Origin of the sequence: uncultured Thalassolituus sp., from assembly GCF_950066645.1 — a bacterium.
GTDB lineage: Bacteria > Pseudomonadota > Gammaproteobacteria > Pseudomonadales > Oceanobacteraceae > Thalassolituus.
Map to the genome: position 1 here is coordinate 18,314 of NZ_CATMFB010000015.1, position 11,513 is coordinate 29,826.

The window sequence follows — 11,513 nt, forward strand, 5'->3', positions numbered from 1 at the left end:
TCGGGTCTCAGTGGGGTAGGCAGCTTTCGCCAGCGTACAGTGATTCTACCGTTTCGCGTTCACGGACGACCCAGGCCTGGTCGCCATCAACCATAATTTCAGCAGCGCGCCCGCGACTGTTGTAGTTGGATGCCATGACAAAACCGTAGGCACCGGCAGACATGACGGCGAGCAGGTCGCCCTGAGCAATTTTCAGTGGGCGGTCTTTGCCCAGAAAGTCTCCGGTTTCACAGACAGGGCCAACCACATCGTATACGCGCTCGGGTTCAGAAGACTGCTCTGCAACCGGTACAATCGCCTGCCAGGCGCTGTACAGAGACGGACGGATCAGGTCGTTCATCGCGCCGTCGATCAGTGCAAAGTTCTTGTGTTCGTTCAGCTTCAGGTATTCAACCCGGGTGAGGAATACCCCAGCGTTTGCCGCAATGGAGCGGCCAGGCTCAAAAATGAGCTTGAAAGTGCGGTCACCAAGGCGCTCTTTCAGGGCGGCGATATATTCTGCCGGGGATGCCGGCTGCTCATCGCGGTATTTCACACCCAGGCCGCCGCCCAGATCGAGGTGATGAATACTGATACCCCGGTCCGCCAGTTCATCGACCAGAGCGAGTACACGGTCCAGAGCGTCGAGGAATGGAGTGATTTCTGTCAGCTGGCTACCGATATGGCAGTCGACACCCTTTACGTCGAGGCCGGGAAGGCTCTGCGCTTTTTCGTAAATGCGGACGGCCTGATTGATATCAATACCAAATTTATTGTCTTTCAGGCCGGTAGAAATATAAGGATGCGTCTGAGCGTCAACGTCGGGGTTCACACGCAGGGACACCGGCGCTGTTTTACCCATGGAGGAGGCAACAGCGCTGAGGCGTTCGAGTTCCGCTTCAGACTCAACGTTAAAGCAGTACACGCCAACTTCGAGTGCGCGTTGCATCTCATGAGCCTGCTTGCCGACACCAGAGAATACCACCCGGGAAGCATCGCCACCGGCCGCCAGTACACGCTCAAGCTCGCCAAGGCTGACGATGTCAAAGCCGGCACCCAGACGGGCGAGTGCATTCAGCACACCGAGGTTAGAGTTTGTTTTAACGGCGTAGCACACCATGTGAGGCCACTCACCCAGTGCGTCTGTATATGCAAGGTATGCCTGTTCAAACGCGGCGCGCGAATAAACATAGAGCGGTGTCCCATGCTCAGCGGCCAGTGCCTCAAGTGAGACATTTTCAGCGTTCAGGACGCCATTGCGATAATCGAATACAGACATGGGTTTACCCTTGGTGATCTTGCTGGGGTTGTTCTTGTTGTGTGTCCGGAAGATACAGAGGGCCCTTCTGTCCGCAGGCCGACAGGCAGGTCATAACCACGGTTAAAAATACAAGGCGCATCACTATCTCCCCTAAAGAAGCGGCATTATACGGGGATTCTAGAGGGATGTCTGCGCTTCTCCGGGCCGCATGACGTGGCCTTCAGATATGCGGTTGAGCAGGCGCTCCAGTTTCTGACGATACTGAAGGTGCTGTATGAGGTGATGGTTATCATGCAGGTGGATGTCACTCAGGTAGACGGGCTGTCCGGCGTCCTGGCGTCGGGCCGCAGACACCGCATTGCGGACTTCGTCGATCAGTGCCGCGCCCAGTACCTGTTGGCTGAATGTCTGGCCCTGACAGATGACTTTGAGGTCGTGCCCGGTTTTAATCTGCGCTTCGAGCGTCATGACGGACGCGCGTGTTGCCTCTTCCGGCATCCGTCGTGGTTCTGCGCTGAAGGTCAGATCTTCCGGGTTCAGGCGGATCTCGCGCACCTGCAACTGCCAGGCGGGGTGACCCTGCTCCCGCGCAAATCGCTGATTCAGCACGCGCATCAGTCGCAGCAGGGGCACCAGACTGGCGCGTACATCGCTATCTGCGAGCTGCTGGCAATACAGGGAGCCGTGCTCGTCGGTCACGTAGAGGTACAGGTATTTCTTACTGCGCCAGTACCAGAGTTGCCAGCAATCGCCTTCAGACTGCTCAAGCACCAGTCGGAGGGGGCTGTTATGCAGCGCATGGCGGTCAAGCGTCCAGCGGCGGAAGCGGCGGCGTGCACGGGACAGCAGTCGCAGCAGAGCCGTATGATCCGGGCTGCTGTGGCTGATCACTTCCCCGCGACGATACTCCAGCAGATGGTAGGAGTCCCCCGCCTGCAGCAGGTAAGGTGGCGGTGCTTTCTGCGACAGGTGCAGCAGCAGATCGCGCAACAGTTGCTCCACCCGGGATTTGATGGCCACCGAACGCACCTGACAATGGCAGTGCACCTGCCAGAGTGGCCAGGGATGTTCAGCGGTATGCCGCCGGAAATTGAGAATCTGCAGCAACGCCTCGTGAATGGCTTCGTTACCACTGTAGTGGGTGACCTGCCACTCGCCCCAGCTGGTCAGGGTCACCAGATCAATCGTCTGTACCAGATTTTCACGGCTTGAGCTGAAGCCAAGTGCATCGTCCCGGTTACTGATTTTCTGCATACCCCGTCGGGACAGTTCCTGCTGAGGGTTAACGCCCGCATTAATAAAAAGATGCCAGGCGATGGGCCTTGAGGGATGAAGAAAATCCAGAGACTTTTTGTCCGGCAGCGGAATTTCACGGATATCTCCGAGAATCGAGCGAAGCTCGTAACTGCTGAACGGATTGTGAGTCGGGTAAAGCGCGATCTGCGAGTGCTGTGTCAGCAGGCCGTTCCGCCGGGCGAAGAGCAACAGTTCCGGAAAGCTCGCTGACTGAGCCAGAACATTCGCACTTTCACCGGGGCGCCAGTTACCGGGAATCAGCTGCCAGATCCCCTCGCGCAGGTTGAAGGTGATTTTTTCTTCTTCCATTTCGCTGCGGATGCGCGGATTGATGTCGATAATCTTGCCTGGGCGCGAATCAAACGCGGCGTACAGGCGGTTACCCAGCACTGTCAGATCACGCTGGCTGATATGTAATTCCTGCGCATGAGATTCACTGAAGGCCGCCAGGCGCCGGTAACTGCTCAGCATTTCTGTCACCAATGCATTGCGCTCATGCATGACATCGACGGGAGACCACTGCTCCCTGGCATCGAGAGTGATAAGTTGAGACTGGCTCCAGCCCCAGCGCTGCACCTGCTCTTCGAGTGCTTTGACACGCCATTGCTCGCGTTGACTCGGGGTAAGGTCGGTCAGACGGATGCCGGTTTTGAAGTAAAAAGCCCGGCGGGCAAGTTCACGCGATTGCAGATCGGCATCGCCCAGGTGAGATTCAATCCTCTCCAGCATCAACAGGTATGCATCGGTATTTTCAGGCGTTGCATCACCCTGGTGAACGCGCTTTTTCAGATCCCAGGCCAGCGGCCGGATAGCTGGATAGTGCGACGTGTATTCGCATGACAGCAGCAGCTTTAACAAGGATTTATAAGGGTTATCCAGTCCTTTGTTCAGCTGCCACAGGCCCGCACCGACAAACTCACCGGGGGGGATGGTCGGCAGAGCGCCGACATCCAGCCATTCTGCGACGTCGACACTGTGGTTATCCAGCAACGCCTGCCAGTAGCTTTCCGCACGGATCTCCTGCTCTTCCGGAATGATCCACCAACGGGGCGTGGCGCCTGCAAGCCACAGCGCGCTGCGATAAAACTCATCCAGCAGAAGCAGGTGCTGGGTGCTGCCGCAGTCCTCACCGTCGGCAGAGCGACTCTGCCCCTCGCGGAACTCTTTCAGGTTCATCAGAAAGAAATGGACTTCGGTGTTCTGGCCTTTGGCCCAGTGTTCAATGCGACGGCACTTTTCCTGCAGGGCTTCAATCTGATAATCGCTCAGCAGCTCGTCGTAACAGACCCAGACATCAAGGTCGCTCTGGCGGCTCTGGGCAATACTGCCGAGGCTGCCCATGAGGAAGAGCCCTTTGATTGTGCGCTGACCGGGATCGCGGGGGAGCTGGACGCCTTTCACCAGCTGGTGCAGGGCTGAATGGTCGTCCATTCCCGGAGTGAAGCCACTGATCCCGCAAGGCGTGTCCGGTGCGATATAGCCGGGCATGCGGCTGTTATTGGCATGCAGCAGCAAGGGCAGCACATTCAGTACCGCCAGTTGGCGGACCGAAAGCTGTTTTCGGGCAGCGTCCAGACGCTGTTGATTCAGGGTCAGAAATGCCCTGCGCCAGCGATTGATCGTGGAGCTGTCAGGGAGTGGGGTATCCGGGCTCATCCATTAAGTATAGATGGCCCGGATAATTGTGCGTCAGCAGATCTGCTGGCCGTCAATAAAGACCCGTTGAACCTGGCCTTTCAGGGAGCGGCCGAGTGCAGGATGGTTGTGACCACGGGAGTTGAGGTCGCGTGCCGTGATTGTCCGCTCTGTCTCAGGATCAAACAGCACCGCGTTGAACGCGCTGTTTTCCTGGACTGACTGAGCCATGCCCAGAATCTGTGCGGGCAGGACAGAGACCGCGTTGATCAGAGCATCGAGACTGAGTTCGCCCGCAGACACCAGCGTCATCGCCATCGGCAGGAAGCAGTCGTACTGACTCATCCCGGACTCTGCATCCGAGAACGGGGCTTTCTTTGCCGCAATCTCATGAGGCCTGTGATTTGAACTGATGGCCAGGTCGCCGGCGGCGACCGCGGCGATCAGGGCCTGACGGTCTGCTTCGCTGCGCAGAGGCGGCTGAACATTGTAGAGGCTGTTGTAACCCGTGACCTGAGCATCGGTATACAGCAGGTTAGCCAGGGGTGTGTCTGCGCTGATGCGCATGCCACGCTGGCGCGCATCGGTGATCATACGGATGCTGCGACCACAGCTGACCTGACTGATGTGAGCCCGTACACCGGTCTGCTCGGCCAGCAGAAGAATCTGTGCCAGTGCGATGGTTTCGGCGGTTTCGGGAATCCCCGCGAGGCCCATGCGCGTTGCTACTTCTCCCTCATGCATACAGCCGCCGGCGGCCAGGGTAACATCATTGGCAGTGAGAAACAGAGGAATATCGTAGGTGGCTGCGTATTCCATCAGGCGGCGCAGAACGTAGCTGTCACGAATTGGCTGACGGACGTTAGAGAGAGCGACTGCACCGGCTTCAAACAGGGTGACCATGTTCGCCAGCTGTTCGCCAGCCAGGCCCTGGGTCATCGCGCCCAGTGGCAGCACCCGGGCATACCCGGCTTTTGCGGCTTTTTCTTCGATCAGCTTGATCACCGCCGAGGTATCCGCAACGGGTTTGGTATCCGGCAGGCTACAGATGTGAGTGAATCCACCAGCACACGCGGCTTTGGTTTCACTTGCCATAGTGCCTTTCTGGGGGAACCCCGGTTCTGGCAGGTGACCGCCCAGATCTATCAGTCCGGGGAGCAGCCACAATCCGGTAGCATCAATAGTTTCTTCAATTTCGCCGGCGTCGGGGCGTCGGCCGATAGTGCGGATAGCGCCGTTGGCAACAAAGACGTCAGCAATGGTGTCGGTCTGAGAGGCAGGATCAATGATCCGCGCATTCTGAATGTGCAGATATCGCATCAGGCGTTCTCCTCGCTGTTTATCAGTGTCTGCTGACCACTCATGGCCATGGCCATTACCGCCATGCGGACAGCGATGCCGTAGCTCACCTGATTCAGAATGACGGACTGGTTGCCATCGGCGACGGCAGATTCAATTTCCACACCGCGGTTGATGGGGCCGGGATGCATAACGATAGCGTCGGGTCTGGCGAAGGCGAGCTTTTCTTCGGTGAGGCCATAGAGCTTGAAAAATTCGCTTTCCGACGGCAGCAGAGCATTCTGCATGCGCTCTTTCTGCAGACGCAGCATGATGACGACATCACAGTCCGCCAGGCCCTGCTTCATATCGTAGAAAGGCTTCGCGCCCATGCCTTCGATATCACGGGGAAGCAGAGTGCCGGGGCCAATGACCCGGACCTCAGCGGCACCAAGAGTGCGCAGGGCGTAAATCTGTGAGCGGGCCACGCGCGAATGCAGGATATCCCCAACGATCGCGACCACTTTACCTTCGATGCTGTCTTTGTGACGGCGGATGGTCAGCATATCCAGCATGGCCTGTGTCGGGTGAGCATGTCGGCCGTCGCCAGCGTTGATAATAGCTACGTTCGGTGTCACCTGTTCGGCAATGAAGTGGGCAGCCCCGGAATCGGCGTGGCGGACAACGAACATATCGCTGTACATGGCCTCAAGGTTCCAGAGTGTGTCCATCAGGGTCTCGCCCTTGGATGTTGCTGACCGGGCAATGTCGAGATTGAGGATGTCGGCAGACAGTCGCTTTGCCGCCAGCTCGAAGGTGGAGCGGGTACGCGTGCTGTTCTCGAAGAACAGATTGACGACAGTTTTGCCGCGCAGCAGAGGCACGGTTTTTACTGCTCGTTCCTGCGTGCTGATAAAGGAATCGGCCGTATCCAGGATTTCAGTCAGCAGGTCTTTGCTGAGGCCTTCTGTGGTCAGAAAGTGCTTCAGCCTGCCGTCTTCTGTGAGCTGTACTTTGCTGGGATCTGTCATGAGGTACTTACCGGTAAATGTTCAGAATCGTGTCAGGCCAGGCTCAGTTCCAGCGGTTCCGGACCGCTGAGCTTCACCAGTTGCCCTTCTTCCAGTGTCAGTCGCGCACCGCACAGATCCGGCTGTACCGGCAATTCGCGGCGACCGATGTCCAGCAGGCAGATCAGGTGAATACTGGCCGGGCGGCCATAATCAAAGAGTTCATTCATCGCGGCGCGTATGGTGCGGCCGCTCATGATGACATCGTCGATCAGAATAATATGGCGGTCTTCCACCGTGTCTGGCAGTTCTGACCCCTGAACTTTGGGGTGCAGGCCATGCCGGGTGAAGTCGTCGCGGTAGAAGCTGATATCCAGGCTGGCCACCTCACTGGATCCGTTCAGGGCTTTCTGCAGGCGCTCTGCTACCCAGACTCCACCGGTGCGGATACCTACCAGCAGAGGATCTTCCAGACCTTCATTGCGGATCATTTCCTGCAGGTCGCCGGCAAGGCGGTGACACACCTGTTCGATATCAGGCAGATTCATTACTATCTCCTTGAGGATGCTCGGACATCCAGCTTTCGAGAATCAGGCAGGCGGCCAGGCCGTCGACTGAATAGTCGCCAAAATTCTGATGGCCATGCTCCTGCATGACAATCCCCTTGGCTTCATAACTGGTTAAACGTTCATCATGGCAATAGGAAGGGCGGTGAAAGCGTCCCTCCAGCCGTCGGGCAAATTTCGCTGCGCGCTGACTCATGTCACTGGGGCTGCCATCCATGTTGAGAGGCAGGCCAGTCACGAAAGCGTCCGGCTGCCATTCCTCTATGATACGACCCAGTGCGTCCCAGTCGGGCACGCCATCCCGGGCCTTCAGTGGCCTCAGAGGTTCCGCACTCCCGGTCAGGCGCTGGCCGATGGCAATGCCAATGCGTTGGGTGCCAAAATCGAAGGCCATCAGTGAGCGGACTTTATCAGGGATATGATCAGGCATGGCCGGCATCACTGCTCAGAAATTCGGCACTGATCCCCAGTTTGCTCAGGGCGATGTCATACAGGTCGCGGTAATCCTGCCCGAACAGAAGATCGGGGGTGGCTTCCAGAGTCAGCCAGGCGTTGTCTCTGAGCTCCTGATCCAGTTGCCCGGGGCTCCAGCCCGCATATCCCAGAGCGAGCAGATAATCATGAGGGCCTCTGCCCTGAGCCATTGCGCGCAGAATATCTTTGGATGAGGTCAGCTGTACTGATTCGGTCACGGCCATGGTGGATGACCAGTCGCCGGGCTCGCGATGCAGGATAAAGCCCTGCTCCTGACTCACCGGGCCGCCGGTGAAAATGGTTGGGCGGATGTGCTCCAGGCGATCAATGTCGAGCTGCAGACAGATATCGGCGAACCCTATATCCAGCGGTTTGTTCAGTACGATCCCCATTGCGCCGTCGTCATTATGCTCACACAGGTATGTGACTGTGCTGGCAAACCAGGAATCGGCCATGGCGGGCATGGCGATGAGCAGGTGATTTCTGAGGCTGTTCAGCTCTTTCATCAGTTGCTCTCCGACAGGTAGCGGTTCCCTTTGAACTGCCATGTGCGGATGATCTCCAGACGATCCATGTCACGACGCATGTCGTCGGTAAACGGGGCAAAAGGCGAGGCGAGGCGAACGATTCTCATGGCGGCTTCATCCAGAACACGGCGCCCGGAAGACTCCAGGACGCTCAGCTCGTGGAGCGAGCCGTCGGGGTTGATGGCCACAAGCAGGCGCAGACGACAGTTGTCGTAGCAGTTCTCGGCTTCTTTCGGATAATTCAGGTCGCCAATCTGTTCCACACTGCGACGCCAGCTGTTTACGTAGTATGCGTCGGAGGATTTCATGGTGGAGGCGGCGGTCAGGCGTTGTACCCGGGGCTTTTTCGCGTACATCTGCCTCAAGGTGTCGACTTTGGCATGCAGGCTGGCAATCTCCAGACTGCGTTGCAGCAGAGACTGCTCCGGACCATCCGGGATGTCCCGGGGTTGAGCTTCCTGGCTGCTCTGTGTCTGAGCGCGTTGTTCGGGGCTACGGGTGGCGGTGACGATGGTTCTTTGCTCTGTGTCCTGTTGACGCGGCGCGCTGGCCTGCTGGTCTTTACGGACATTCTCCCGGATGTCGTTGGCGTGAAAGTCGGCTTCGACGTCCGTCGTCATCATCCGGGCCTCTTCCAGCGTGCCACTGCCTTGTTGGTTTTCCTGTGCGAGAAAATCGGCTTTTTCTGGTGCTTTGTCGCTGCGGTATCCCGCAAGGGTCACGTCAAGGGTTGAACTGAAGGCGGGTGGCTGCTCGGCACTGAAGGAAATACCAAGAACAACCATGGCGTGGGCCATCAGCGCAACGAAAAGCGCAAACATCAGGCGGTCATTGCTGTTCACAGTGGTGGCAGCCATGGGCGTATCAGAACCTCTTGCTCCGGCGCATCAAGCGCCTGTTAAAACAGGCGCAAGTCTGCGCTCTGAGAGGGATTTTGTCTACCGTTTCAGGCGTTCTGGCGCAGAGTCAGCAGGGTATCAATCAGCATTGCTGCGGCATCGACACCACTGTCGCGGACGATCTCCCGTACGCAGGTCGGGCTGGTGACGTTGATTTCAGTCAGGCAGTTGCCGATGACATCAAGACCGACAAAGTAGAGCCCGCGGGCCTTCAGTTCCGGACCGATTTTTTCGGCAATCGCTCTGTCGCTGTCAGAAAGGGGTTGAGTAACCCCGGTGCCGCCGGCGGCGAGGTTGCCACGGGTTTCACCGCTGGCAGGGATACGCGCCAGGCAGTGTGATACAGGCTCACCATTGATCATCAGGATGCGTTTATCTCCGGAGGTGATTTCGGGAATAAACTTCTGCGCCATGATCTGTTGTTGGCCGTGATTGGTGAGCGTTTCGATGATTACGCTGACGTTGGGGTCGTCCTGCTTCAGTCTGAAAATGGAAGAACCGCCCATGCCGTCGAGTGGTTTGAAAATGACATCCGCGTGTTCTTTGTGGAAGGACTTCAGCAGATCGGCCCGGCGGGTCACGATGGTCGGTGACATAAGTTCAGGGAATGCAGTCGCGAACATTTTTTCGTTGCAGTCGCGCAGGCTCTGAGGCTTGTTCGCAACCAGTACACCTTCCTGTTCTGCGCGTTCCAGAATATAAGTGCTGTAAATGAACTCGCCGTCAAAGGGTGGGTCTTTACGCATCAGGATAATGTCCAGTCCGGCGAGTGGTTTATCGCTGAATTCACCCATCTGGTACCAGTTGTCGTGATTCATCTCTACACTCAGCGGCGCCATGCGGCCGAATGCACGCCCCTGCTGGACCGACAGGTCGCTCTGTTCCATGTACCAGAGTTCACAGCCGCGTTCCTGAGCCGCGTAGAGCAGCGCAAGAGAGGTATCTTTCTTGAAATTAATCTCGCTGATAGGGTCCATCACGATGCCGAGTCTGACTGTCATCTTGTCTCCGGAAGGGCCGTTTTTGTGAATTGCCACACAGTGTACATGAAGGTGTGAGCGAATGGTTCGGCTTTTACGGCTTCTGGCTAGCCAGTGTGTATCATGTGTGATACAAAAGCGGGAACGTCCCGGTAGCCCCGGGGAAACGATGCTTCTGCCCGTAGAAGCTATCGGGGGCTCGTCCTGGTCTGAGGGGTTCATCACAGAACTTCCGGGCCGCATAGAGTAGAACAAAAATCAGAAAATTCGGATGGTGAAGGCCTGTTGTATGGACGATAACTTTCAAGATATTAAGGTCATGGTGATCGACGACAGTAAGACGATCCGGCGTACTGCGGAAACCTTACTGAAAAAAGTTGGTTGCGAAGTGATCACTGCAACGGATGGCTTCGACGCTCTGGCAAAAATTGCCGATACAAACCCAGATATTATTTTCGTAGACATTATGATGCCTCGTCTCGACGGCTATCAGACCTGTGCCCTCATCAAAAATAATTCAAAATTCAAGGCCACGCCCGTCATCATGCTGTCCAGTAAGGATGGCCTGTTTGATAAAGCGAAGGGACGAATCGTCGGTTCTGACGAATATCTGACCAAACCTTTCAGTAAAGAAGAGCTGCTCGGTTCGATCCGTCAGCACGTTAAGTAATAAATAGTTAAGGGGTAGCTGGCATGGCACGCATTCTTGTGGTGGACGATTCTCCGACTGAAACGGAAGCGTTCCGAGCGGTTCTGGAAAAGAATGGCCACGAAGTGCTTAATGCAGAAAATGGCGCGGATGGTGTGGCGGTAGCCCGTCAGGAGCGTCCCGATCTTGTATTGATGGATATCGTGATGCCGGGCCTGAATGGTTTTCAGGCAACACGACAGTTAACCCGCAGCCCTGAAACCAAGCATATTCCTGTGATCATAGTGACAACGAAAGATCAGGAAACTGACCGGGTGTGGGGTAAGCGTCAGGGCGCTTCCGGATATCTGGTGAAGCCGGTGTCTGAAACCCGCCTTCTGTCAGAAATCGGAGCGCTGCTGACGACAGCGGACGAGTGATTTTATGATGCCTTTTGCTCTGCTACAGGATATGGAAAGCCGCAGCCGCCGCTTCGCGGCTGCGTTGCCGCAGCAGGTCGAGGCAGTGTCTACCTGGCGTGGTATCGGCTTTATGCTGGGTGGCAATCAATACGTGGCGCATATGTCTGAGGTGGTTGAGATTCTGCAGCTGCCTAAAGTCACCCGGGTTCCCGGTGTGAAGAGCTGGGTTCTTGGTATCGCCAACGTGCGTGGTCGCATGGTGTCGGTAATGGACCTGAATGGACTTCTTGATCTTCCGTCGCGTGGTAACTGGCGCAGTCAGCGTGTGCTGGTGATCGAACACAATGATGTTCTGACGGGGCTGCTGGTGGACGCGGTACTTGGTATGCAGAGTTTTCCTGTCGATCGTGAAATTCCGGCAGGGGAAGTGCCTGAGGCACTCTCTGGTTTTGTTACCCGCAGTTTTGACAGGGACGGGCGCAGCTGGCCGGTAATGCAGTTTACGGATCTGATTGAGAGTCCGGATTTTCTCAATATCGCTGTGTAATACAGGGATAA

At 56.7% G+C, this 11,513-nt stretch carries 13 protein-coding genes; 3 read left to right on the top strand and 10 right to left on the bottom strand.

Going from position 1 to position 11,513, the window contains the following annotated elements; all coding sequences use genetic code 11:
• Positions 1-7: 7 nt before the first annotated feature.
• From lysA to gshB, 10 genes are all read right to left on the bottom strand, one after another.
• Positions 8-1,258 (bottom strand): diaminopimelate decarboxylase, encoded by a 1,251-nt coding sequence (gene lysA / locus Q1L85_RS13550; RefSeq protein WP_300426051.1) that lies wholly within the window; start codon positions 1,256-1,258, stop codon positions 8-10.
• A gap of 4 nt (positions 1,259-1,262) precedes the next feature.
• Positions 1,263-1,379, bottom strand: a complete 117-nt coding sequence (locus Q1L85_RS13555) for a lipoprotein (RefSeq protein WP_300426050.1) — start codon at positions 1,377-1,379, stop codon at positions 1,263-1,265.
• A 38-nt stretch (positions 1,380-1,417) separates the two neighbouring features.
• Positions 1,418-4,192, bottom strand: coding sequence for a class I adenylate cyclase (locus tag Q1L85_RS13560; RefSeq protein ID WP_300433420.1), 2,775 nt, complete (start codon positions 4,190-4,192; stop codon positions 1,418-1,420).
• Positions 4,193-4,225: 33 nt separating this feature from the next.
• Complete coding sequence (locus Q1L85_RS13565; RefSeq protein ID WP_300428200.1) at positions 4,226-5,491, bottom strand: dihydroorotase; 1,266 nt, start codon at positions 5,489-5,491, stop codon at positions 4,226-4,228.
• The gene (locus Q1L85_RS13570; protein WP_300428198.1) at positions 5,491-6,480 is read right to left on the bottom strand and encodes an aspartate carbamoyltransferase catalytic subunit; all 990 of its coding nucleotides are present in this window, start codon (positions 6,478-6,480) and stop codon (positions 5,491-5,493) included. Before Q1L85_RS13570 ends, Q1L85_RS13565 begins: the two co-directional genes overlap by 1 nt.
• A 32-nt stretch (positions 6,481-6,512) precedes the next feature.
• Positions 6,513-7,007, bottom strand: coding sequence for a bifunctional pyr operon transcriptional regulator/uracil phosphoribosyltransferase PyrR (pyrR, locus tag Q1L85_RS13575; RefSeq protein WP_300428196.1), 495 nt, complete (start codon positions 7,005-7,007; stop codon positions 6,513-6,515).
• Entirely contained in the window at positions 6,994-7,455 is a 462-nt protein-coding gene (gene ruvX / locus Q1L85_RS13580) for a Holliday junction resolvase RuvX (RefSeq protein ID WP_300428195.1), read from the bottom strand. Before ruvX ends, pyrR begins: the two co-directional genes overlap by 14 nt.
• Positions 7,448-8,047 carry a YqgE/AlgH family protein gene (locus Q1L85_RS13585; protein WP_300428194.1) on the bottom strand — a complete coding sequence of 200 codons (600 nt, stop codon included), beginning with the start codon at positions 8,045-8,047 and terminating at the stop codon, positions 7,448-7,450. The genes ruvX and Q1L85_RS13585 overlap by 8 nt, the downstream gene beginning before the upstream one ends.
• On the bottom strand, positions 8,005-8,883 hold the full coding sequence (locus Q1L85_RS13590; protein WP_300428193.1) for an energy transducer TonB: 879 nt from the start codon (positions 8,881-8,883) through the stop codon (positions 8,005-8,007). Before Q1L85_RS13590 ends, Q1L85_RS13585 begins: the two co-directional genes overlap by 43 nt.
• A gap of 89 nt (positions 8,884-8,972) precedes the next feature.
• Positions 8,973-9,926, bottom strand: coding sequence for a glutathione synthase (gene gshB / locus Q1L85_RS13595; protein WP_300428191.1), 954 nt, complete (start codon positions 9,924-9,926; stop codon positions 8,973-8,975).
• Between the two features lie 268 nt (positions 9,927-10,194).
• Here gshB and pilG point away from each other — a divergent pair, with 268 nt between their 5' ends.
• The 3 genes from pilG to Q1L85_RS13610 are packed head-to-tail and all read left to right on the top strand — an operon-like array spanning position 10,195 to position 11,502.
• A complete protein-coding gene (gene pilG, locus Q1L85_RS13600) occupies positions 10,195-10,575 on the top strand; it encodes a twitching motility response regulator PilG (RefSeq protein ID WP_300428190.1) in 381 nt (126 codons plus the stop codon).
• A 23-nt stretch (positions 10,576-10,598) separates the two neighbouring features.
• Entirely contained in the window at positions 10,599-10,973 is a 375-nt protein-coding gene (pilH, locus tag Q1L85_RS13605) for a twitching motility response regulator PilH (RefSeq protein ID WP_300428189.1), read from the top strand.
• Positions 10,974-10,977: 4 nt separating this feature from the next.
• Positions 10,978-11,502, top strand: a complete 525-nt coding sequence (locus tag Q1L85_RS13610) for a chemotaxis protein CheW (RefSeq protein WP_300433421.1) — start codon at positions 10,978-10,980, stop codon at positions 11,500-11,502.
• The last annotated feature ends 11 nt before the right edge of the window (positions 11,503-11,513 follow it).

What these genes read in the sequence shown, in the direction of transcription:
- lysA (WP_300426051.1), bottom strand. Translation starts at nt 1,258, where the DNA reads ATGTCTGTATTCGATTATCGCAATGGCGTCCTGAACGCTGAAAATGTC.
- Q1L85_RS13555 (WP_300426050.1), bottom strand. Translation starts at nt 1,379, where the DNA reads ATGCGCCTTGTATTTTTAACCGTGGTTATGACCTGCCTGTCGGCCTGC.
- Q1L85_RS13560 (WP_300433420.1), bottom strand. Translation starts at nt 4,192, where the DNA reads ATGAGCCCGGATACCCCACTCCCTGACAGCTCCACGATCAATCGCTGG.
- Q1L85_RS13565 (WP_300428200.1), bottom strand. Translation starts at nt 5,491, where the DNA reads ATGCGATATCTGCACATTCAGAATGCGCGGATCATTGATCCTGCCTCT.
- Q1L85_RS13570 (WP_300428198.1), bottom strand. Translation starts at nt 6,480, where the DNA reads ATGACAGATCCCAGCAAAGTACAGCTCACAGAAGACGGCAGGCTGAAG.
- pyrR (WP_300428196.1), bottom strand. Translation starts at nt 7,007, where the DNA reads ATGAATCTGCCTGATATCGAACAGGTGTGTCACCGCCTTGCCGGCGAC.
- ruvX (WP_300428195.1), bottom strand. Translation starts at nt 7,455, where the DNA reads ATGCCTGATCATATCCCTGATAAAGTCCGCTCACTGATGGCCTTCGAT.
- Q1L85_RS13585 (WP_300428194.1), bottom strand. Translation starts at nt 8,047, where the DNA reads ATGGCAGTTCAAAGGGAACCGCTACCTGTCGGAGAGCAACTGATGAAA.
- Q1L85_RS13590 (WP_300428193.1), bottom strand. Translation starts at nt 8,883, where the DNA reads ATGGCTGCCACCACTGTGAACAGCAATGACCGCCTGATGTTTGCGCTT.
- gshB (WP_300428191.1), bottom strand. Translation starts at nt 9,926, where the DNA reads ATGACAGTCAGACTCGGCATCGTGATGGACCCTATCAGCGAGATTAAT.
- pilG (WP_300428190.1), top strand. Translation starts at nt 10,195, where the DNA reads ATGGACGATAACTTTCAAGATATTAAGGTCATGGTGATCGACGACAGT.
- pilH (WP_300428189.1), top strand. Translation starts at nt 10,599, where the DNA reads ATGGCACGCATTCTTGTGGTGGACGATTCTCCGACTGAAACGGAAGCG.
- Q1L85_RS13610 (WP_300433421.1), top strand. Translation starts at nt 10,978, where the DNA reads ATGATGCCTTTTGCTCTGCTACAGGATATGGAAAGCCGCAGCCGCCGC.